The 21,794-nt window shown below is 58.2% G+C and carries 14 protein-coding genes and 2 pseudogenes; 15 read left to right on the top strand and 1 reads right to left on the bottom strand.

The genetic code is table 11. The features are described 5' to 3' along the window. The first annotated feature begins 3 nt into the window (after nucleotides 1-3). The 10 genes and pseudogenes from IEV88_RS10515 to IEV88_RS10470 form a co-directional block, all read left to right on the top strand. Nucleotides 4-2,121 carry a bifunctional rhamnulose-1-phosphate aldolase/short-chain dehydrogenase gene (locus tag IEV88_RS10515; RefSeq protein WP_188158489.1) on the top strand — a complete coding sequence of 706 codons (2,118 nt, stop codon included), beginning with the start codon at nucleotides 4-6 and terminating at the stop codon, nucleotides 2,119-2,121. A gap of 24 nt (nucleotides 2,122-2,145) precedes the next feature. Beyond that, nucleotides 2,146-3,438: an L-rhamnose catabolism isomerase gene (rhaI, locus tag IEV88_RS10510; protein ID WP_188158490.1), complete on the top strand. Its 1,293-nt coding sequence runs from the start codon at nucleotides 2,146-2,148 to the stop codon at nucleotides 3,436-3,438. Between the two features lie 14 nt (nucleotides 3,439-3,452). Continuing rightward, nucleotides 3,453-4,601 (top strand): alpha-hydroxy acid oxidase, encoded by a 1,149-nt coding sequence (locus tag IEV88_RS10505; RefSeq protein WP_268235732.1) that lies wholly within the window; start codon nucleotides 3,453-3,455, stop codon nucleotides 4,599-4,601. A 49-nt stretch (nucleotides 4,602-4,650) separates the two neighbouring features. Continuing rightward, on the top strand, nucleotides 4,651-5,538 hold the full coding sequence (locus IEV88_RS10500) for a DeoR/GlpR family DNA-binding transcription regulator (RefSeq protein ID WP_206711205.1): 888 nt from the start codon (nucleotides 4,651-4,653) through the stop codon (nucleotides 5,536-5,538). Between the two features lie 536 nt (nucleotides 5,539-6,074). Next, a complete protein-coding gene (locus IEV88_RS10495) occupies nucleotides 6,075-9,071 on the top strand; it encodes a TonB-dependent receptor (RefSeq protein WP_188158492.1) in 2,997 nt (998 codons plus the stop codon). A gap of 130 nt (nucleotides 9,072-9,201) precedes the next feature. Then, nucleotides 9,202-11,862 carry a hypothetical protein gene (locus IEV88_RS10490; RefSeq protein WP_188158493.1) on the top strand — a complete coding sequence of 887 codons (2,661 nt, stop codon included), beginning with the start codon at nucleotides 9,202-9,204 and terminating at the stop codon, nucleotides 11,860-11,862. A gap of 111 nt (nucleotides 11,863-11,973) precedes the next feature. After that, nucleotides 11,974-13,605, top strand: coding sequence for a sulfatase family protein (locus tag IEV88_RS10485; protein ID WP_188158494.1), 1,632 nt, complete (start codon nucleotides 11,974-11,976; stop codon nucleotides 13,603-13,605). 79 nt (nucleotides 13,606-13,684) lie between these two features. Next, entirely contained in the window at nucleotides 13,685-16,309 is a 2,625-nt protein-coding gene (locus IEV88_RS10480; RefSeq protein ID WP_188158495.1) for a hypothetical protein, read from the top strand. A 76-nt stretch (nucleotides 16,310-16,385) separates the two neighbouring features. Then, nucleotides 16,386-17,132: a triose-phosphate isomerase gene (gene tpiA, locus IEV88_RS10475; protein ID WP_188158496.1), complete on the top strand. Its 747-nt coding sequence runs from the start codon at nucleotides 16,386-16,388 to the stop codon at nucleotides 17,130-17,132. Next, nucleotides 17,129-17,500 (top strand): annotated as a pseudogene (locus IEV88_RS10470) (fructose-bisphosphatase class II); the annotation flags it as partial. The gene tpiA and the pseudogene IEV88_RS10470, both read left to right, overlap by 4 nt. A 188-nt stretch (nucleotides 17,501-17,688) precedes the next feature. Here the strand turns inward: IEV88_RS10470 and IEV88_RS15275 are convergent. Further along, nucleotides 17,689-18,127 (bottom strand): annotated as a pseudogene (locus tag IEV88_RS15275) (integrase core domain-containing protein); the annotation flags it as partial. Nucleotides 18,128-18,241: 114 nt separating this feature from the next. Between IEV88_RS15275 and IEV88_RS10460 the strand changes: the two are divergent. From IEV88_RS10460 to IEV88_RS10440, 5 genes are all read left to right on the top strand, one after another. Next, nucleotides 18,242-18,832, top strand: a complete 591-nt coding sequence (locus IEV88_RS10460; RefSeq protein WP_188158497.1) for a cupin domain-containing protein — start codon at nucleotides 18,242-18,244, stop codon at nucleotides 18,830-18,832. A gap of 48 nt (nucleotides 18,833-18,880) precedes the next feature. Then, nucleotides 18,881-19,372: a hypothetical protein gene (locus IEV88_RS10455; RefSeq protein ID WP_188158498.1), complete on the top strand. Its 492-nt coding sequence runs from the start codon at nucleotides 18,881-18,883 to the stop codon at nucleotides 19,370-19,372. A gap of 25 nt (nucleotides 19,373-19,397) precedes the next feature. Beyond that, the gene (locus tag IEV88_RS10450) at nucleotides 19,398-20,150 is read left to right on the top strand and encodes an SDR family oxidoreductase (protein WP_188158499.1); all 753 of its coding nucleotides are present in this window, start codon (nucleotides 19,398-19,400) and stop codon (nucleotides 20,148-20,150) included. Between the two features lie 457 nt (nucleotides 20,151-20,607). Then, nucleotides 20,608-21,243, top strand: a complete 636-nt coding sequence (locus IEV88_RS15390) for a cysteine hydrolase family protein (protein WP_188159214.1) — start codon at nucleotides 20,608-20,610, stop codon at nucleotides 21,241-21,243. Beyond that, complete coding sequence (locus IEV88_RS10440) at nucleotides 21,240-21,779, top strand: hypothetical protein (RefSeq protein ID WP_188158500.1); 540 nt, start codon at nucleotides 21,240-21,242, stop codon at nucleotides 21,777-21,779. Before IEV88_RS15390 ends, IEV88_RS10440 begins: the two co-directional genes overlap by 4 nt. The last annotated feature ends 15 nt before the right edge of the window (nucleotides 21,780-21,794 follow it).

The following is a 21,794-nucleotide window of genomic DNA, read 5'->3' as shown; positions in this document are numbered from 1 at the left end:
AATATGAGCAACGTAGAATTTTTGACCCGCGGTCTGGAAAGCCTGTGGGACGATGCCGCTGCCAGGGGAATGACCGAACCGGAGCTTCTGAAATATCGTTCGAATCTGCTTGGATCGGATCTTCGAGTGACCAATTACGGTGGTGGCAATACGTCAGCGAAACTCACCGAGACCGACCCGCTGAGTGGTGAAGAGGTCGAGGTGCTCTGGGTCAAGGGGTCTGGCGGCGATCTGGGCTCGATCGGTCTCGACGGTTTTTCCACGCTCTATCTCAACAAGCTGCACAGCTTGATGCATCTTTATCGCGGGATCGAGCATGAGGATGAAATGGTTGGATATCTGCCTCATTGCACGTTCAACCTCAATCCGCGTGCCGCCAGCATCGACACCCCGCTGCATTCCTTCATCCCTCACAAACATGTCGATCACATGCACCCGGATAGCGTGATCGCCATTGCCTGCACGTCCAGATCGCAGGAGCTCACCGACGAGATCTTTGGCGGCCGTCTGGGATGGTTGCCCTGGCAGCGGCCGGGGTTCGACCTCGGGGTGAAGCTCGGCGAGCTTGCGAAGGAAAGGCCTGACCTGGAAGGCGTCATTCTTTCGGGCCACGGCCTTTTCACCTGGGGTGACACCTCAAAGTCCTGCTATCTCAAGACGATCGAAATCATCAACACGGCGTCCGAATGGCTGCACAGGAACAATAACAGCGTCGCATTCGGCGGCGTGCGCTATGGCCGTTCGCTGGACAAGTCCGTTCGTGAGCAGGTCGCGGCGAGATTGATGCCCGCCATTCGCGGACGCATTACCGGCGATCAGATGAAGGTGGGCCACTTCAATGATTCCGCTGAGGTGCTGGAATTCGTCAATTCCCAGAGGCTCGAAGAGCTAGCAGCGTTGGGTACAAGCTGTCCGGACCACTTCCTGCGTACGAAAATCCGGCCACTGGTGATCGGCTTTGATCCGGCCGCCGGCCGCGTGGACAAGGAGATCGACCGCATTCTGACGGAAATCGATAATGCCCTTGATGCCTATCGTTCCGATTACGCAGCCTATTACGAGCGGTGCAAGCGGGCCAATAGTCCGGCGATGCGCGATCCGAATGCGGTCGTCTACCTGATCCCGGGAGTCGGCATGATCACCTTTGCCAAGGACAAGGCGACGGCACGGATCGCGGGTGAGTTTTATGTCAATGCGATCAATGTCATGCGGGATGCCGATGGTGTTGATACCTATGTCGGGCTCGACGAACAGGAAGCGTTCGATATCGAATACTGGCTTCTGGAGGAGGCCAAGCTTCAGCGTATGCCGAAGCCCAAGAGCATGGCCGGCCATATTGCGCTGGTGACCGGCGGCGCTGGCGGTATCGGGTCGGCGACGGCGGAGCGGCTGCTTCGTGAGGGCGCCTGCGTTATGCTCGCCGACATTGAAGGGGACTCGCTGAAGGCGAAAATAGAACAGTTTTCGGAACGATTTTCCGCAGACGTCGTTAAGTCGATCCTTTGCGACGTGACGAAGGAAGCCAGCGTTGCCGATGCCCTCGCGGCTACATCCGTCGCCTTTGGCGGTCTCGATGTTCTGGTATCGAATGCCGGTATTGCGAGTTCAGCGCCCCTGGAGGAAACCGGACTCGACGTCTGGCAACGCAATATGGATATCCTGTCGACGGGCTATTTCCTGATGGCGCGCGAGAGCTTCAAGGTGATGAAGGCGCAGGATATCGGCGGCTCGATCGTTTTTGTGGCCAGCAAGAATGCGCTGGTCGCCTCGGCCAACGCCTCTGCCTATTGCACCGCCAAGGCCTCGGAAGTCCAGCTTGCCCGCTGTATCGCGCTCGAGGGCGCGCCGCACGGGATCCGGTGCAATACCGTGAATCCCGACGCTGTGCTGCGGGGTTCCAAAATATGGACCGGCACCTGGCGCAAGGAGCGGGCAGACGCCTATAATATGTCCGAAGACGAGCTGGAAGAACATTACCGCCAGCGCAGCATGCTGAAGCGAAATGTCTTCCCGGAAGACATTGCCGAGGCAATCTATTTCTTTGCGTCCGCCATTTCGTCAAAATCGACCGGCAATATCATCAATGTCGATGCAGGACACGCGCCTTCATTTACTCGATAACCATGATCTACGGGGAGGATAAGAATGATAAATCCCGTCACGGATGAATTCATTGGGCAGCGCAACCAGCGCCATGAGGCGGATCTGCGGTCGGATTACAATGCGCTGGGAGAAAAGCTCGCGCGCGATGGAATCGACATTGAGGCCCTGACGCGAAAGGCGCAGGAATTCCGGATAGCGGTGCCGAGTTGGGGTGTCGGCACCGGCGGGACGCGCTTTGCCCGGTTCCCCGGCCTCGCGGAACCGCGGCATATCTTCGACAAGCTTGATGACTGCGCCGTCATCAACAGGCTCTGCCGCGTGACCGATGAGGTCTCTCCGCATTTCCCGTGGGACGTCGTCGACGACATGAGCGAGGTTCGGGAGCATGCGGCCGCGCACGGCTTGTCCTTTGCGTCGGTCAATTCCAACACTTTCCAGGATCGCGACGGACAGTCGGCCTCGTTCAAGTTCGGCAGTCTGAGCCATACGGATAAATCTGCCCGCGACATCGCGGTTGACCATAACATCAAATGTATCGAGTGGGGTCAGCAACTCGGGTCCCGGGTTCTGACGGTCTGGGTCGGGGACGGCAGCAATCTGCCCGGTCAACAGCATTTCACCCGGGCGCTCGAGAGATATCTCGGATCAATGCGCGAAATCTACGCCGCATTGCCCGATGACTGGCGCGTGTTCATCGAACACAAGATGTTCGAGCCTGCCTTTTACTCAACGGTAATCCAGGATTGGGGGACGAATGTCCTTTGTGCGCTGGAGCTGGGTGACAAGGCCTATTCGCTCGTGGATCTTGGCCATCACGCTCCAAATGTGAATATCGAGATGATCGTCGCGCGGCTGATCCAGTTTGGAAAACTTGCAGGCTTTCACTTCAATGATTCCAAATATGGTGATGACGACCTCGATTCCGGATCGTTGCATCCTTATCAGCAATTCCTGATCTTCAACGAACTCGTCGATGCCGAGCATCGCGATGCCTACAAGGTCAGACCCGACTATATGCTGGATCAATCGCACAATGTGACGGATCCTATCGAAAGCCTGGTTACATCTGCTGTCGCCGTGCAGAGATCATACCTGCAGGCGTTGCTTGTCGATCGCGGCGCTCTTGAGGGGTATCAGGAGAATAATGATGCATTGATGGCGAGCGAAACCCTCAAGCGCGCTTTCAACACAGATGTCACCCCGATACAGAAGGCGGCCCGGCTCAATTCAGGCGGTGCCATCGATCCGATCGAGTGCTATCGCGCTGCCGGATATCGCGAGGCCCTCGCGACCGAGCGTCCGGCCGTAAAAGGCGGTGGGTCAGGCATTGTGTGACGCTGGGCCACGCCATGTTTGCCGGGAACCTTGACAATTGTCTGAATATTGAAGACCTGCGCCAGGCCGCCCGGCGGCGGGCGCACAGGATGGTGTTCGACTATATCGATGGCGGTTCTGATGACGAAAAGACGCTGAAGCGAAATTCGTCCGCATTTGATGACTATGAATTACTATACCGTGTACTGAGCGGAAATGATACGCCGGACATGTCCACCACGATCATGGGCCAGCGTCTCGAGGTTCCGTTTTTCCTGTCGCCGGCTGCCGGCAACAGGCTGTTTCATACCGACGGCGAAGTTGGCCCGGCTACCGCTGCGGCACAGGCGGGTACGGCATATTGTCTGTCGACCCTGTCCTCTGTCTCCATCGAGGAGATCGGCGCGCTGACCGACGGGCCGAAATGGTTTCAGCTCTATGTCTGGCGCGATCGTGTCCTTGTGAAGGAGATGCTGGATCGCGCGAAAGCGGCCGGGTTCAGCGCCCTCATCCTCACCGTCGACTTTCCGATTACCGGCAATCGCGAGCGTGACCCGCGCAATGGTTTTACGATTCCGCCGAGGGTCGGCGCCCGGCAGATCTGGCATGCGCTGCAGGCGCCGTTCTGGTCACTCGACTATGTGACCAAAGCACCGATTCGCTATGCCAACATCTCCGGCAAGACGCCGGCGACCACGCTGAACGCGTTCGTGGCGGAAAAGCTCAGTGCCGCCTTCAACTGGAAGGATGCCGAGTGGCTGCTCGCGGAGTGGGGCGGGCCCGCCATGTTGAAGGGCGTCGTGCGCCCCGACGATGCGCGCCTGGCTGTCGAGACGGGGTTTCGCGCCATTTCACTGTCCAATCACGGCGGGCGTCAGCTTGATACGTCCCCGGCTCCGCTGGATTGCGTCCAGAGGGTCCGGGATGAGATCGGTGACGCTGTGGACCTGGTTGTCGATGGCGGCGTGCGACGGGGGACCGATGTTCTCAAGGCAATAGCGCTCGGCGCGGATGCGGTCAGTTTTGCGCGCCCCTATCTGTATGGCCTTGCGGCGGCAGGTACGCCGGGTGCAGTTCACGCAGTAAAACTGATGGTTGAAGCTGTTCGCCGCGACATGATATTGTGCGGTATTGCGTCTCCGGCTGAGTTGAATGTAGATTTTCTGCGTAAATGCGCTCAATAAGGTCGAGATAGCGGCCGGCATGTGACCGGATCTGATGTCGAGTACGTTTATGTCCAAGACCGATTTCAGGTCGACTGGCCGTGAGGAGCAGATGCAGACGAAACCGCTTGAAGGACGAGATGAAGACCGCCTGTTCATCCATGATCGATGGAACCGGATCGTAGACTTGCTTCGGGTGGACAGCGTGACATCGGTCGAGCAACTGGCTGATGACCTGTCTGTATCGGCGGCGACGATCCGCCGCGACCTGTCGGAGCTCGATGCTGTGGGGCGGTTGAAGCGGGTGCGCGGCGGCGCGGTGGCTGCCAGCCTTGATTCGGCAAAACCCCAGATGACGTCGACCTTGCGGACTCTGCAGGGGCAATTGGGTCATGCCGACGCCTTGAAGAAAAACCGCGAGGCCAAGCTCGCTATCGGCCGCAAGGCTGCCGAGCTTCTCGATGCCGGCGAGGCGGTGATCATTGATGGCGGGACGACTACGCTGGAGCTCGCCAATGCAATCGACGTCGACAGCTTGACCGTTTTGACGACGTCCATCCTGATCATGAACGCACTGCTTTTACGCCCCGATCTGCGGGTGCTGATTGCTGGTGGCGAAATCTTTCACGAACAGAGTGTGGTGCTTAATCCCTATGGAAACGGCATTGTCAGCAAATACTCGGCAACGAAGATTTTCATCGGCGCCCAGGCAATTACATCCCGCGGCCTGATGCAGACTGATCCGTTGCTCGTTCATAATGAGCAGGAGCTGATCGAGCGTGCGGAAAAGGTCATCGTGCTTGTGGACAGCAGCAAGTTCGGCGCCAAGGCGAGCCTGTCCGTCTGCGGACTGGACAGGATTGATGTCATCGTTACCGATGACGGGCTTGCCCCTGAGGCGCGCCGGATGTTGCAGGATTTCGACATCGAGATCCTGACGGTGCCCCTGGCGGGATAAGACGGCGCATCTTCGCCAATGAGGTTTCGGTTCCCTCGAAAATCGATAGTCCTGCGTTGGTTTTCGGTTCCCGGCGCCGTGTTAGCGCTATCTCCACGGATCACTATCGGAGTGTTGCGGTGCAGCTCGATACTGTCAGGGTGCAGATTTCTTCATGAGTGTGTCATTTCGAAGACACTGACTGACTGGAAAATCAGGCCGCCCGATTTCGACGATCAAATTCAGACTTTCCGGTGCTTATAAAAAACACCTTTTACGCCAATGCCTTAAGGCGAATCTCTTGCGATCTCCGGGATGCTCGCCAGATCGCTTATGGCCAGTAATGATCAATAATGACTGATATTGCTGTTCATAAATGATCATAATTGGCTTATTGCCATCGCTTTGTGACGATTGTTGATTGACAATTGAGCGGATATTGTTCCATCTTCAAAAAAACCGTTCGATAACAAAAATGAACGGACCGATATCGCGCTGTAATAGGGCAGTGCGTGTGACAGGGGCCAGTCCATCGCTGATTGGCAGAGGAGGAAACAATGAAATTCGATCAAAACCTTTTTACGTCCGTAAGCGCGGCAGCGGTGATCACCCTGATGGCTGGCAGCGCGTTTGCGCAGGACACGGCTACTTCCGATGACACTCAAGCCGAGGGCGATGACGTCATCGTCGTCAGAGGTATTCGCGGCGCTCTCGGCGAGGCGCTGCGCACCAAGCGCGACGCCGATATCATCGGCGAGGCAATCTCGGCCGACGATTTGGGCACCTTGCCGGCGCTGGACCTCGCAGAAGCGCTGCAGGTCATTCCTGGCGTACAGGTCAACCGGGAAAACGATGACGGTCAGTTCCGTTATGGCGAGATCAGCCTGCGCGGTCTGCCCGGATCTTTCACGAATGTGACTGCCGACGGCCAGGGTTTTGCATCGCCTTCGGGCAGCGTGACGCCAGCCGAAGGCGTGCCGAACTCTTTCGGCGCGTTTGGCGGCCAGGTCTTTGACGGTGTCTTCGTCAACAAGACCAATCGCGCCGACCTTGTCGAGGGCGGTATCGCCGGTACGGTCGACGAGAAGATTGCCGATGCGCTGTCCAAGCCGGATGGCCAGCTGGTCGTGCGGGCGGGTGTTCAGTATGAGGATCTGCCGGAGGATTTCCTGCCCAACATCTTCGTGACGGGCACAAAGCATCTGATCGAAGACAAACTGGCTGTTACTTTCAAGCTCTCGCATGAGGAAGAGTCTTTCCGCCGGGATGCCTTTAACTTCACGACTTATCAGGTCCTGCGGACCGACGGAACAAGAAACCGTGGCGGCTTCTTCGATCCCGAAGGTGGCACGTTCGAGGACTGGAAAGCAGCGAACGGCATCGCCGAGGATGAGACCGTGCTTTATCCCGCCGCGTTCCGGCAATACTCCGAATCGCGTGAAGGCTTCCGGACATCTTTTGTCGGCGGTGCTGAATTCCAGGCTACTCCGGAACTCAAGCTCGGTGCCGACATTCTCTACACAAATCGTGAGCTCGATCTTGACGCGCAATGGATTCTGGCTGGCGCCAACGGCATCACCACCAGCATCACGCCGACGTCCGATCCCTTCGCCGGGTACGAAGACGCAAATGGCAACACGGTATGGGTCGTTCCCGGTTACGATTACCAGGATATCACCTATTCCCAAAGCACGCGCGGCGACACGCTGAAACAGGATGCCCAAGGTCTTTTCCTGACCGCCGAATACGAGCTCGACAAATGGTTTTTTGATGCGTCGATCGCTTTCTCTGAAGCTGAATTTGCACGGGTTGGCGGCAACTTCCAGGCGCAATATTTGTCCCATTCGGCCAATGGTCATGAAAATACCAATGGCACGTTCGGCTCCGTCAATTCCGGCTCCGGCAACAGTGACGACTATCTGTTTACGCTCGAATTCGACCCCGCAGTGACGACACTTGGAACCAATCTTGATCTGACCTATCCCAATACAGACAACCCCACGGCGAACTTTGTTCAGGTCAACGATCCCAATGGTGTGGCACGTCAGCGCTTCTTCTCGGCCGGCAACGAGGTCTTCCGCGACCGTAGCGATAATGCGATCAACTTCAATGCAGAGCGAGAGCTCGATCTCGGCCTGCTGAAAAGTGTCAAGGTCGGTGGCCGCTACAATGAGCAGTCCGTGGAATCATGGATCTACCTGCATTCCATCGCCGGCCTGAATGTCGAAGGGGTCAGCAACGATCTCTTCCGTCCCGGCCCTGGAGAGGGTGACTTCTTCGGCGGTGAGGCGCCCGGTGCCCTCATGACTGGCGAATGGGAGTTCCTCGATCAGAGCGCCACCCGGGACGTGCTGCTTGCCAATGGTGTGGTAAATCCCAACAACTACCCCACCTCTCCGCTCAACGGCTTTATTTATCGTCAGGATAACAACGGAAACATCCTGCGGGCAAACGAGCGGGCTACGACGGACACGACGATCAGTGCCATCTATGCTCTCGCGAATTTCGAGGCGACGGTCGGTGCCTTTGATATTGGCGGTAATGTCGGTGTACGCTATGTCGAAACCGATCTGAAGGGCGAAGGCTTCGGGACGGTCAATGGAGAAGTGGTGCCGTCCACCGCAGAAAATTCCTATTCCAACACTCTGCCGGCGGCAAACCTGTCGATCGAGCTGCTCGAGAACCTCTATCTGCGCCTTGGTTACTCCCAGGCCATGAATCGGCCAAACCCGGCTGGATTTACTCCATCTCTTGCAATCGAGGAGATTGAGCCAGGTACGGAAGATACGCTCGGTCGCGTGAATGTCACCCTTCCTGGAACAGAGGTCGAAGCATATACGTCGGACAACTACGACCTGTCGCTTGAATGGTATAATCGCACGGGCAGCCTCGTATCCCTCGCGATGTATCGCAAGGACGTGAACTCCTTCATCGATCAACGCCTTATCTGTCCGGAGGACGGTGCCGGCCTGGGCTTCGGCACGCTGTCGGAAGTCGACCTCGGTGGCGGCATCGTGGAGTGCCGTATCGATGCAGACGGGCGCGAGATCCGGATCGAGGAAACCTTCAACTTCGATACGACGATCACCATCGACGGTATCGAAGTTGCCGTTCAGCAGAACCTCGATTTCCTCGAGAACCCGTTCCTTGCCGGGTTTGGTGTTCAGGCCAGCGCGGCATTCCTGGACGTCAGCGGTGAGGACCAGAATGGCGATCCGGCGAGCATCCCGCGGATTTCCGATGAGTCCTATAACATCGCGGGCTACTGGGAGAATGATCGCTTCAGCGCACGTCTGGCCTATAACTGGCGTTCTGAGTACTTCCTGCAAGGTGGTTTGAGCATCACCGGCGCCGAAGACCGCCAGGTCAAGCCGCGCGGCCAGCTGGACTTCATCACGCGGTACGATGTGACGGATCAGTTCGCCGTGGATTTCCGGGCTTTCAACATCCTTGAGGTCCAGTATGAAGAGTACCAGTCCCAGAACGAGATGATGGTTCGTCAAACTGCCTTCGACGGGCGTACTTTTGCCATCAACGGCACCTACAAGTTCTAGCCTTCCCTTGCCTTCGGGGCTGGCGTTCTGCGCCAGCCCCTTTTTTCATTTGGCGAGAAGCCCGACAGACGATCTCGATTTCATGCATGGTCATCCTGCAGGGTTCGTCGCCCGGCTTACGTGAAATCTCATGCCGAGGTCCTATCTCGTGAAAAAAATCTGTATCGCAATCATCTTTATTCTGTCACCGCAAGCCGCCTTCGCTGCTGATGACAATCTTCTCGATTTCTGGGCGGAAGAAATCCGTCTGTTCGGGACCGCGAACAGGGACGGCCAGTGGGTCGATCACGATCTCGACGATCGCCGCAGTTCAACTTTCAGGACAAATATCGTTTCCCTCGATCATTCGGATCACAAGGTCGGTGATCTGTCCCTCATCTACTCGCCGAAAGCAGCGGACATGCCGCAGCGCTTCGGATTCGTTTCGGGATTATGGGGCGAGGAGTGGAGCCTGCCTGCCGATGCCTCACTCACCCTCTGGGTCAAGGTTGAAGGCCGTCGCGTCGATGGGAGCTGGGCCGTGCAGCTTGTTGACGCCAATGCCAGGGTAGCAAAAGGCGAGCTTCGTGGTGTCTCGAAAGAGTGGAGCGAGATATCTGTTCCGAGATCGGCATTCTCTCCGGTCGAGGGCTTCGATTGGGATTCTGTTCGCACCGTCGAGTTTCGTGCGTCCCTTGGCGAAGATGCGCGTGTCTATCTGGACGGTGTCCGGTTTGTGGCCCCGGGCGGCGTCATCGGGATAACGGACAAGTCCCTCGATCAACGCATGCGGGAGGCGAAGGCAAGCCGCGCTATCCGGATCGCCGACGGGTTTCAGCGCCAGGCCCGAATTCCAGAGCGCGACCTCCCGGACTCCGACAATGGTGCCGCGAATCCGATCAAGCTGACGACAGCCTTTGCCAAGATGATGGTCGGCGAGGATCTCGAGACGGCCAACCGGTTCCTGCGAGAAGAGCTTGAGAAAAGTTCTGTACTGACGGTCTGGAGCCTTTTTGAGACGCCGATATATATTCGTTTCTATAATTACTTCTCGACCGGGGCCGGCAAATATCCCGGCCGCCTGAGCCCGGAAGTCGAAGCATTATTGCTGGAGACGCTGTGGGAACGAAACGAGGTGGAGAACGATATCGCGCTGACCCGCCAAAGCACCTGGTGGATGCAGGGCAGCGAGAACCACGATTTGCAGGCCAAGGGCTCGAGCCTCGGTGCTTCCGCCATCTTCAAGGATGCGGACGGCTATAGTGACAGGGTCTATCCCAATCTCGGCTTCGGTGCCGGTTACCACTATGGCCATGCCGGCTATTACGGGCCCGGTGGCGACTTCGCCGACAAGCAAGGCGGCGGCAGGGCTGACCTGTCCGATGGCAAAGACTATACGCCTGCAGAGCAATATGCGGCCTGGGTCGATTTCTTCGGGGAATATATCACCGAGCGCGGCAAGCGCGGCTTCTTCCTTGAACATGCATCCCGCGGCTATGCCAAGCATTCTCTCGGCTTTCTCGACCTCGCCGCGATGGAATCGGGTGACCCTGAGCTGCAATTACTCTGGCACAAATTCTACAGCGTCTACTGGGCCGATTGGGCACAGACTTCCATTTCCGGTACTCGTGGCGGGCCGAAAACCCGTCACCATCGTGATGTAGGCGGGCCTGGCGATGTGGCTACGGCTGATCTCGTCAGCTTTCACCTTGGCGGACCGGCCAATGCCTCGGTGTGGCACTACTGGAACCTGCTGAACGGCTATGAACTGCCCCCTGTTTTATGGCGGATGATCCTCGACCGGGAAGGCATGGGTGAGTTCACTTATCTTTCAAGGGGGGTCGGGGAGGAGGAGAATGTCTGGCCAAGGCCACTCGGTAACGAACGCAGCCTGCTGGTCGAGACGGAATCCCGCTTCCTGAGAAGCACCTATGTCACACCGGACTATACGCTCGGTACACAGATGGACCATCCGGCAGCGGTGCACTCCCATCTCAGCATTGCCGGCCGCTGGCACGGGATGACGGTTGCCCAGTCCCCGCTTGCCCGCATCGTGCCGGTTGGCTTGCCGAGCGAACCGGATGCTGTCGGCCGACCACCGGCAGAGTGGGACATGGAAACCATGCTGCACACCGCCCATGATGAAAATACGCTGGTTCTGCAGCAATCCCGCCGCTGGTATGCCGTTCATCCGGAATGGTTCCCCGCCGATGCAGGCCGCTACGACAAGGATATCGGTGTGTGGTTCGGCGATGACTGGGACAAGAAGGTCGAGCGCGATGGCTGGGTCTTCGTCCGGAAGGGAAATACCTACGCGGCCGTGCGACCGGTGACCTGGGATGCGGACTATGAAAGATCACTACCTTCTACCGGTGTTGGCAACCAGATCAACTTCAACAAGCCGTATGATCCGCCTACGGTGCGGATTCTGAATGATAGCTATAGCTGGAATGACGCCGGGACGATCATGCAACTGAAGGATCGGTTCGCGCCGGTGATTGTCGAGGCTGGAACTGTTGATGACTATGCCTCTCTCGATGTGTTCATGAAAGACGTGCTCGACAACCGGCTGGAGCTGCACAAGACGGTCGTGCCGGGTTACCATGTCATGGTCTATGTGCCGTCGGGTAATGAAGGGCGGGAAATCGTCTTCAATGCCGGCGCACCCGAGATCCCGACCGTCGGCGGCACCTATATCGACTATAGCCACCCGATGACCTTCGACAGCCCGCATTTCCAGTCGGTCTACAAGAGCGGTGTCGTGACCCTGCGCTTCGCCGACGAAGAGCTGGTCATCGACTTTACCGAATAGGGACGCAGCATCAGGCGCGCGGCGCGACCCTGTACGGAAAACCATAACTGCATCGGACATGCTTCCAAGAGGTGCGCCGGTCTGACGCAAAAAACAGGAAGGAGAGACCTGATGCCGGAACGATCAAGGCAGATATTGCTTGGGCTCATCCTGTCATGCGCCATCACGTTTGCCGGATACGCCCAGGCGGCCGAAGATGAAGAACGCCCCAACATTCTCTTCGTCTTTGCTGACGACTGGGGGTTTTATTCGGACGCGTATGCAGATGAATTACTGACACCGTGGAACGCGATGGCTCCTACGCCGAACTTCAACCGTGTCGCTGAAGAAGGTGTGCTCTTTAAGAACGCCTTCGTCAATTCGCCGCAATGTACACCCAGCCGTAGTGCCTTGTTCTCCGGACAGTCCTTTTACCGGACCGGGCTTGCCGCAGTGCAGGACGGAATCTGGGACTACACCAACCCCTCATTTCCGATGCTGCTGCGCGATGACGGATACCACATTGGCTATACTTCGAAAGTCTGGAGCCCGGGTACGCCAAAGGATGCGCCGTTCGGCGGTCGCGAGCATGCCTATGAAGCAGCCGGGCGCGACTTCGATGAGTTCTCCCAATATGTCTACAGTGCAATGGACGCGGGCGTCCCGATGGCCGACGCCAAGAGTGTATTGCTCGGTCAGGTGCGCGAGAATTTTCAGGATTTCATGGCTGACCGTGAAGGTGGAGAGCCTTGGCTGTACTGGTTCGGCGGCCGTAATCCGCACAGGAGCTGGATCAAGGGATCGGGAAAGACGCTCTGGGGGATCGATCCGGATGCTCTCGAGGGCAATATGCCGCCTTTTCTACCCGACGTTCCGGCGGTTCGCGAGGACCTCGCAGATTATTTTGGAGAGATCCACGCCTTCGACGCCATGCTGGGCGTGCTGCTTGAGGAACTCGAGCGGACAGGCGACCTGGAGAACACCATTGTCATTGTGAGTGGCGATCATGGTGCGCCGGGATTTACCAATGGCAAAGCCAATCTCTATGATTTTGGTACACGGACAGTTCTGGCCATCCGCTGGGGCGACAAGGTCGAAGCCGGGCGAGTTGTGGACGATTTCGTCGATTTGATGGATCTTGCACCAACGCTTCTGGAGGCTGGCGGCGTCGATATCCCGGCTGTCATGAATGCCCGCTCGCTCCTGCCGATCCTGCTTTCGCAGGGAAGCGGCCGGATCGAGTCTGCGCGATCGTGGATCGTGACGGGCAGGGAGCGCCATGTCTCCACAGCACGTGAGGGCAACCTGCCTTATCCCCAGCGCGCCATCCAGACCGAGGATTTTCTGTACATTGTCAATTTCAAGCCGGACCGGTGGCCTGGTGGATCGCCCTATAATCTTACAGAGAACAATACGCCAAGCGTCGAGCTTCTGGAGAATGATACGTTCATCACCCACAATGACATGGATGGCGGTCCGACAAAGGCTTTTCTCGTGCAGAGCCGGGGTGAGCCGGACTACGCTCAATTTTACAAAATTGCCTTCGCCAAGCGACCGATGGAAGAGTTGTACGACCTAAGAGTTGATCCGCACCAGATGGTGAATGTCGCCGGTCGGGAAGACTACGCATCCGTGCAGGAAGATCTGAGAGACCGGCTGATGACTTATCTGTCGGAAACGGGAGACCCGCGGGTCGAGGGAGACGGGTCCCGGTTCGACCGGATGCCCTATACATTCGTGGGATGGGATGCCGGACTGAAATAAGCCGCCCAAGCAAAAAACACGCCTGTTGTAACTGCACAGTATAAAGAGGAAGCAGGCGACAATTTACGGAGGAACAATCATGCGTTTGTCAATTTTTCTGAGCCTCGCCTTCATGCCTCTATCCGCAGCTGCGCAAGAGGCGCCGCTTGATTTCTGGGACGAGGAACTGCGCCTGTTCGGCACGGCCAGCGCCGGCCAGACAGTCGCCCATGGGCTGGAGCAACGGCTCGCCTCCTCTTTCGAAAACAGCGCTGTTAGCCTCGATCATGCCGATCACGTGGTCGGAGATCTGAGTCTTGACTATTCACCAGCTGACGCCGGCCTGCCGGACAGATTCGGCTTCGTCAGCAGCCTTTGGGGTCGGCCCTGGTCACTCGCTGATGATATGGCGCTGGAAGTCTGGCTCAAGGCGACCGACCTTGCCTCCGGTGATGCATGGACGGTGGTTCTGGTCGATGCGTCCGGCCGCCAGGCATCGGCAAGCGTGCCGCCTGTTTCAGGCGACTGGCAGAAAGTCTCCGTCCCTCTTGGGCAGTTTGAGGCGCAGGAGGGGTTCAACTGGAGCGATGTCCGGAGCGTCGAATTTTCGGCGCCGGTCTCGCCGAAGACGAGAATCAATCTCGATGGCGCTGCCTTCGTTGCCGGCGAGACTATGATCGGCATTACCGACAAGCCCCTCGGTCAGAGGATGGCCGAGGCAAGCGACAGCCGGGCAGCGCGGGCGGCGCATGCCTTCCGGCAAGAGGCGATGAAGGTACCGGAGGGCGAGATCTCTCTTGAGAACGAAACGCGCCCGCGACCGGCAATACAGGCCTTCGCCATGATGATGGCAGAAGTGAACCTCGAAGAGGCAAACCAGATACTGATCAACGAGCTCAAGGACAGTTCGGTCCTGACGGTCTGGGATCTCGCTGCCAATCCCTTATACCTTCGTTTCTACTACATGTTCTCGTCCAGGGCCGGCAAGTATCCGGGCCGACTTACACCGGAAGCCGAAGCGCTGCTGCTCGAAACCCTTTGGGAAAGAACGATCACCAAGAACGACATTGCCCTGACCCGCAAGAGCACGTGGTGGATGGATGGTAGTGAAAATCACGACCTCAACGCCAAGGCCAGCAGCCTTGTGGCGTCGAGGATTTTCATGAACGAACCCGCCTACAAGGACCGTGTACTGCCGAATTATGGTTATGGTGGCGGCTATCATTACGGTCACGCCGGGTATTACGGGCCCGGTATCGACTTCAAGGAACGCAAAGGTGGTGGCAGAGCGGATCTGTCGGATGGGCAGGACTATACTGCAGCTGACCACTATGATGCGTGGGTCGCTTACTTCAATGAATATTTCCGCGAACGCGCCGAGCGAGGCTTCTTCCTTGAGTATGGCTCACCGGGCTATACAAAGCATACGATGGGCTTCGTCGACCTGATCTATCAACACTCCGGCGACGATGAGCTGAAAGAGAGGGTCGGGGATTTCGTGACCTTGTTCTGGGCGGACTGGGCGCAGGTCTCGATATCCGGCATCAGGGGCGGACCCAAGACGCGCCACCACGGCAAGGTAGGCGGCCCGGATGACAAGGGGACGGCCGACCTGGTGAGCTTTCTTCTGGGTGGGCCCGGAAATCCCGGAACCTGGTGGTATTGGGGTCTGGTCAATGATTACGAATTGCCGCCGGTCGTCTGGGGCATGATCCTCGATCGCGAAGGGCTCGGCGACTTCACCTACAAGGCCCGCGGCATTGGCGAGGAAGTGAATGAGTTGCCAAGGCCGCTGGGCGCTGAAAGGGCTATGCTCACCGACACGGATGCGCGGTTCCTGAAAAGCACCTATGTGACGCCGGATTATACGCTTGGTACACAGATGGACCATCCGCTGGCGGTTCACTCCCATCTCAGTATAACCGGCCGTTGGCATGGTATGACATTCGCCCAATCGCCAGATGCCCGGATCGTGCCTGTTGCCATACCGGATGGCCCGGACCTTCGCGGACGTGCGCCCGGTGAATACGATACCGAGATCATGATGCATACCGTTCATGACCGGCAGACGCTGATCGTCCAGCAGTCGCGCCGCTGGACCGCCATTCATCCCGAGTGGTATCCGAGCGATCCCACCATCTATAACAGGGATGTCGGGGTCTGGTTCGGCGACGACTGGGACGTCCGCACCGAGCGCAATGGCTGGATATTCGTCCAGAAGGGTAATGCCTTCGGCGCTGTACGCCCGGTCCTTTGGGACGAGCCTTATGAGCGGTCCAAGCCGTCGACCGGCGTCGGCAATCAGGTCTTCTTCAACAAGCCCTATGATGATCCGACAGTCAAACTCTGCGATGACTGCTACAGCTGGAACGATGCGAAGACGATACTGAAGCTGCAGGACGGATACTCACCGATCATCATCGAAGCAGGTGATACGGAAGATTATGCGTCGATTGACGATTTCATGGCTGATGTTCTCGATAATCCGCTGGCGCTACACAAAACCGTAGTCCCCGGCTTCCATGTGCTCGTTTACACGGGGCTCAATGGTGAGGAAATCGTGCTCAATGCCGGCGCCATGTCCATCCCGACCATTGGTGGCGAGCCGATAAGCTACGAATACGGAATGACCTTCGACAGCCCGTATATGCAATCTCAGTATAAGAGCGGCGATATAACCCTACAGTACAAGGATTATAAGCTGCAACTGGACTTTTCCGAATAGCCCTCTGGACGAGCTAAGTATTGCGGTGCCGGAATCGGGCTTGATTTATCATCAAGACTGAAAAACAGGAAAGCTGATGAGAATGCGCTATATTATCGGCAACTGGAAGATGAACGGTCTCGCGGCCGACCTTGAGAAGATCATTCAGATATCCAAATTATCCAACCGAACGCTTCAGCCGGACTTGACAGTGGTAGTTTGTCCGCCGGCAACGCTTCTGCCAGGCGCGGGCGAAATTCATGATGTCAGTATAGGGGGGCAAGACTGCAGTCCATATGAGAAGGGTGCATATACCGGGGAAATATCGGTATCGATGTTAAAGGAGTTGGGCGTTACGTATTGTATTATCGGTCATTCTGAACGACGCGCAGCGCATGGTGAAAAAAGTTCGATAGTTGCGCGAAAGGCAGACGTACTGATTTCCGCCGGACTCTTTCCCATCATCTGCGTCGGCGAACCGGCCGAATCGCGAAACAGGGACGATGCGATAGGCTTTGTCACGAGAATGGCGCGAGAGTCTCTACCGCAAAGTGACGGGCCTTTTTTACTGGCCTATGAGCCGGTCTGGGCGATCGGCTCGGGCAGGGCCGCCTCTGTCGGTGAAATCAGTGCAATGCATGATGCATTGCGAAACCTTGCGGGCCCGCAAACACCGCTTCTTTATGGCGGCTCCGTGAAGCCGGAGAATGCCGGCGCGCTGGCGGAAATCAGGAATGTGGATGGCTTCCTCGTCGGCGGCGCCAGCCTCGACCCGGAAACGTTCATAAAGATCGCAGCGCAATTGAATGAAGCCGAGCGAAACTGTGAGAGGGCATCTGTATGAGCGACACGTATCTTGACCGGCATCTGACGATTGAACTGGGGCGTTGCACGGAGGCAGCGGCAATTGCCGCTTCGACCATGATCGGTCGCGGAGACAAGGAGCGCGCGGACGAGGCGGCGGTTTCCGCCCTGCGCAATGCGCTCAACAAGCTCGCGATCAACGGCACCATCGTCATCGGCGAGGGAGAACGTGATGAGGCGCCGATGCTCTATATTGGCGAGACCGTCGGCAGCGGCGGCGTAGCCGTTGATATTGCCCTCGACCCGCTGGAAGGCACCACCCTGGCCGCCAAGGCGATGAACAATGCGCTGGTCGTTGTCGCCATGGCGACAAAGGGCGGATTGCTGCACAGCCCAGATGTCTATATGGCTATCCAGATGAAGGACCTGCACGGAGGGTTACGGTCGGCTCGTTCCGTATCGATTCTGACCTGCTCCCCGATTTGCCCCCACCGTGCGGTAGAGTTTTCCGGGGTTTTCGCGGGGGCGGGCTATTGACGCCGACGTGATGGGTGAGCGATATCGGCGGCTTGTTGCCGATGGCGCTATGAGGTCTTATAGTCTCTACGCCAACACTCCAGCTTTTCGCGGGCATCGGCAAGGCTCAGGAACCAATGGGCATTCAGGCATTCGGCCCGCCGGCGGCCATTGAAGCTTTCAACGAAGCCTTTCTGTTGGGGCTTGCCCGCGGCGATACAGTGCCAGGCAATGCCGGTCTGATTCTGCTATTCGAGCAGGGCGCGCGAGGTCAGCTCGGTGCCATTGTCCGAGATGATGGTTTCGGGCCTGCCATAGAGCCGGATGCAGCGGTCCCGTTCGCGGGCCATGCGCGCGCCTGACAGAGACGTGTCTGCGACCAGCGCCAGGCACTCGCGGTGATAATCGTCGATTATATTCAGTATCCGGAAGCGTCGAGCGCGGGTCGAACACGTCGGCGAGGAAGTCGAGGCTCCAGCGCTGCGACGGACCCTCCGGCACCGCCATCGGCTCGCGGGTCCTGGCGCGAGTGACCGGATTGGCCACCCGGTGACCGGATTCGCAACGCGACGATGATGTGCTTCCTGACCCATTCTGGGGGCGGGACTTTCCGTCCCGCCCCGGAGAGAGATCATGAAGAGCCATCCTTTGCATGTCTTTGCCACGCTGACAGCGGCGCTTGCGACACTGAGCCTTGCTGCCTGCTCACACGGTCTCGACAAAGCCCCCCGACCTGATCGCCAGACGGATCCCGCGGCCGATCTGCAGACAGCCCCGCGCCCGGTCCTCAAGGCAATGCCGCAACCGGACTCGGGGTCGAACTCCGGCCCGACCGAGAGTCCGTCGCCCTCAACGGGGCCAAGCCTCGTGCGGACACCGGTCGAGGAGGCCATGTTCGGCCAGCTGCTGCCGGGCGCAAATGTCTCTTTCGTCTATGGCGGCGTGGGGCTCGGCGTGCCGACGGCGCAGGTTGCCAGGCTCGATGCCGGCGTCTCGTTCGGTCGGCATATCCACACCGGCGATTATCATGCCGTCGTGATCGAGGGAAATTTCCAGCACTGGGAAGATGGCGAACCCGACCAAGGCCCGGTGATGATGGCGGGATCGACCTTCTTCCAGGCCGGGGGCGTGCCCCACTACGATGCCTGCCTCGGCCCCGAGACCTGTGTCGTCTATGTCTATTTCCCCGTCAGCGCCGATTTTGAATTCGTACCGGCCGAGTGAAATGACCGTGTACGTCCCCTGCCACACCCAACAAAAGGATCAATAAGCATGAAGCGCTCCAATTTCATGGCTGTGCTCTCGACGGGCCTGTTCGCCGGCGGCGGCACGATGGTCGGCCTGTCCTTCGGCATCGTCTTTCTCGGCCTTGGCGGGCTGGTGCCCGCGATGAGCGGCGCCCAGCTTGTCGACCTGTTCCCGACATACTGGATCGCCATTGCCTGCACGATCATCCCGGTCGCCCTGACCAAGACGGCGTCGCTGGCGATCTCCTCCTTCAGTGCGCCCAGGGGCAGTGCCGAGCGCCGCCTGTGGTTCTGGGCCTTCGGGTTCTGGCTTGTGAACTGCGCCATCACCGTCGGCTATCACGTCCAGGTGGTCATCGGTTCTTTCATGGGCAAATACGCCCCAGAGGAAATGGTCGGCACGATCCAGCTCTGGATCGCGCTGCACTGGATCCGCGTCGCCCTCGCGCTGGGCAGCTTCGTGCTGGCGATCCTCGCCGTCAACCGGGCCGCTGCCCGGGCAGGTTCAATATCATAGTCCATATCTGGCAGGCTGACGCTTTATGAATTTCAAGGGCAAGATCGTTCTCATTACCGGCGGCGCGTCCGGCATCGGCGCGGCCCTCGCGCAGCGGCTCAAGCGTGAAGGCAGCACGGTCATCATCTGCGGACGCGACGTGAACAAACTGGCCGCCGCCGCGGTGAAGATCGGCGTGACGGGGTATCGCTGCGACGTCTCCGATCCCGAAGACTGCCGGACCCTGATCGATATGGTGGGCAGCGAGTTCGGCGGCCTCGACATGCTGGTGAACTGCGCCGGGATATTGCTTCAATACGATATGGCACGGGTGAGCGATGGCATGGAAAAGATCCGTGCCGAGATCGAAACCAATGCGATCGCACCGGTCAACCTGACCTATCTTGCCCTGCCGCTGCTGAAGAAAAGCAAGGCGCCAACTATCGTCTTCGTCAGCTCCGGCCTCGCCTATGCGGCCTTCGCGCCAACGCCGGTCTATTCGGGCACCAAGGCGCTCATTCATCATGTCGCACAATGCCTGCGTCACCAGTTCAAGTCGATCGGCATCAGGGTCTTCGAATTGCTGCCGCCGGTTACCGACACGCCGCTGGCGGCCGATATGAATGCCGCCGCTTTCAGGAAATCGCCGCCGGAAGATGTGGTCGACGACCTCATCAAGGCGATGCGGGCCGGAAAGTATGAGGTGCCGTCTGGCCAGTCGAAACAGTTGCGGCTGATGAGCCGCCTGGCGCCGCGTTTCCTGTTCGACCGGATGGCGACGGCCCTTGAGCGGAAGTGAGAACATCATGGCTCATACGATTCGGTGGACCATCGCCCTGTTGATGGGCGCAACCCTGTTCCGGGTACAGACTGTCCTGTTCCTGCCGACGGTTGAAATGTTCGGCGGTATCGCCCCTGATGGCTGGTTCGGGCCGTGGCTGAGTGATGCGATCCTTGGCTTCCTCGTGCCCGTGATGGTCTTCCTCTTCCTGACCCGGCGCGGCATCAGGGTCTGGGGCGCTCTGGTCCTCTATAACGCGGTTGGCGCGTTTGACTATTCACAGGGCCTGATCACGCAGTACATCAGTCCGATGCCCGCGGAAGTGGCATCGCCGACGACGGTGTACGCAGGGATCGGCGTGTTCATGACGCTGCAGCTGATTGCACTGAGATTGCTGTTCATCCGGAGCGTCGTGCAGCATTTTTCAACGCCCCGGAAATCCAGCCCGTCGCAATCCACCAAAAAGGAGCACGTCATGAGCGAGACCAGCTATCCAAGGGCCAGCACTGCGCTGCTGTTCATCGATCCGTATAACGATTTCCTCGCGGAAGACGGAAAAATGTGGCCAGCCCTTAGCGAGGTTGCCAAATCGATCGATCTTCACGCAAATCTCACACGGGTCCGAAAGGCCGTGCGCGACGCCGACATACCCATTTTCATCCTGCCCCATCACAGGCACCAGCCAACGGATTTTGAGGGATGGGCGCACCTGACACCCTCACAAAAAGCGGCGCACGAATACCAGTTGTTTGCCGAAGGCAGCTGGGGCGGCGAATGGTATCCGGGCTTCGGGCCGGAGCCCGGCGATGTCGTCGTGAAAGAACACTGGGGTGCGTCCAGCTTCGCCAATACAGACCTCGATGTGCAGCTGCGCCAGCGCGGCATCACCCATGTTATCTTCATCGGCCTGATCGCCAACACCTGTATTGAAACCAGCGCGCGCCATGCAGCAGAGCTTGGCTATCATGTGACTCTGGTCCGCGATGCGACGGCGGCCATGTCGGCAGAAGCGATGCACGCTGCGCATGACATCAACGGCCCGACCTATGCTCACACGATCCTCACAACGGCAGAGCTTGTCGGAAAACTGGCCCAGGTGACAGCAGAATGATCCTCGGTCACGCAGCAACAACCCTGGTCGCCAAACGTATTGTTCCGGAAATGCCCTGGTGGCTTATCTTTGTCAGCGCCTTTCTCATTGATATCGCGATGTTCACGTTCGTCGCGCTGGGGATCGAGACAATGACCCCGACGGGTGGGGAGGGACCGACCCTGGCGAATACGATCATCGACATGACCTTCAGTCACGATCTGGTGCCCCAGATCGGCTGGACGCTTCTGGCCGGGGTGCTTGCGCTAGCGGTAACACAGCGACCGGTTTTCGCGCTTGTCGCCATCGTCCTGTCCCTCGGCCACTGGCTGGGCGACCTGGTCGCCGGTTACGGGCATTTCGTTTTCGGCCCTGACAGTCATCCTCTCGGTACGGATTGGTATCATGTCAACCTGCCGGCGGCGCTGGCCTTCGAGGCCGTCCTTGGCGTCGTCTGCGTCTTCATCTTCACACGCAGGAGAGACCTTCCGCGTGCAGTGCAGGCAGGCCTATTCGGCGTGTTCGGTCTTGTGCCTTTCATTTTCCTCGCGATCTGATCGTGACCATGAAAC

It is taken from the genome of Aquisalinus flavus (assembly GCF_014640095.1).
Taxonomy (GTDB): Bacteria; Pseudomonadota; Alphaproteobacteria; order Caulobacterales; family Parvularculaceae; genus Aquisalinus; species Aquisalinus flavus.
Note: the sequence above shows the minus strand (reverse complement) of the source record. Positions and strands in the feature narration are given on the sequence as shown.

Bases quoted from the DNA above. Each gene is read 5' to 3' on its own strand.
- IEV88_RS10515 (WP_188158489.1), top strand. From the start codon at position 4: ATGAGCAACGTAGAATTTTTGACCCGCGGTCTGGAAAGCCTGTGGGAC.
- rhaI (WP_188158490.1), top strand. From the start codon at position 2,146: ATGATAAATCCCGTCACGGATGAATTCATTGGGCAGCGCAACCAGCGC.
- IEV88_RS10505 (WP_268235732.1), top strand. From the start codon at position 3,453: ATGTTTGCCGGGAACCTTGACAATTGTCTGAATATTGAAGACCTGCGC.
- IEV88_RS10500 (WP_206711205.1), top strand. From the start codon at position 4,651: ATGTCCAAGACCGATTTCAGGTCGACTGGCCGTGAGGAGCAGATGCAG.
- IEV88_RS10495 (WP_188158492.1), top strand. From the start codon at position 6,075: ATGAAATTCGATCAAAACCTTTTTACGTCCGTAAGCGCGGCAGCGGTG.
- IEV88_RS10490 (WP_188158493.1), top strand. From the start codon at position 9,202: ATGCCGAGGTCCTATCTCGTGAAAAAAATCTGTATCGCAATCATCTTT.
- IEV88_RS10485 (WP_188158494.1), top strand. From the start codon at position 11,974: ATGCCGGAACGATCAAGGCAGATATTGCTTGGGCTCATCCTGTCATGC.
- IEV88_RS10480 (WP_188158495.1), top strand. From the start codon at position 13,685: ATGCGTTTGTCAATTTTTCTGAGCCTCGCCTTCATGCCTCTATCCGCA.
- tpiA (WP_188158496.1), top strand. From the start codon at position 16,386: ATGAGAATGCGCTATATTATCGGCAACTGGAAGATGAACGGTCTCGCG.
- IEV88_RS10460 (WP_188158497.1), top strand. From the start codon at position 18,242: ATGAAGAGCCATCCTTTGCATGTCTTTGCCACGCTGACAGCGGCGCTT.
- IEV88_RS10455 (WP_188158498.1), top strand. From the start codon at position 18,881: ATGAAGCGCTCCAATTTCATGGCTGTGCTCTCGACGGGCCTGTTCGCC.
- IEV88_RS10450 (WP_188158499.1), top strand. From the start codon at position 19,398: ATGAATTTCAAGGGCAAGATCGTTCTCATTACCGGCGGCGCGTCCGGC.
- IEV88_RS15390 (WP_188159214.1), top strand. From the start codon at position 20,608: ATGAGCGAGACCAGCTATCCAAGGGCCAGCACTGCGCTGCTGTTCATC.
- IEV88_RS10440 (WP_188158500.1), top strand. From the start codon at position 21,240: ATGATCCTCGGTCACGCAGCAACAACCCTGGTCGCCAAACGTATTGTT.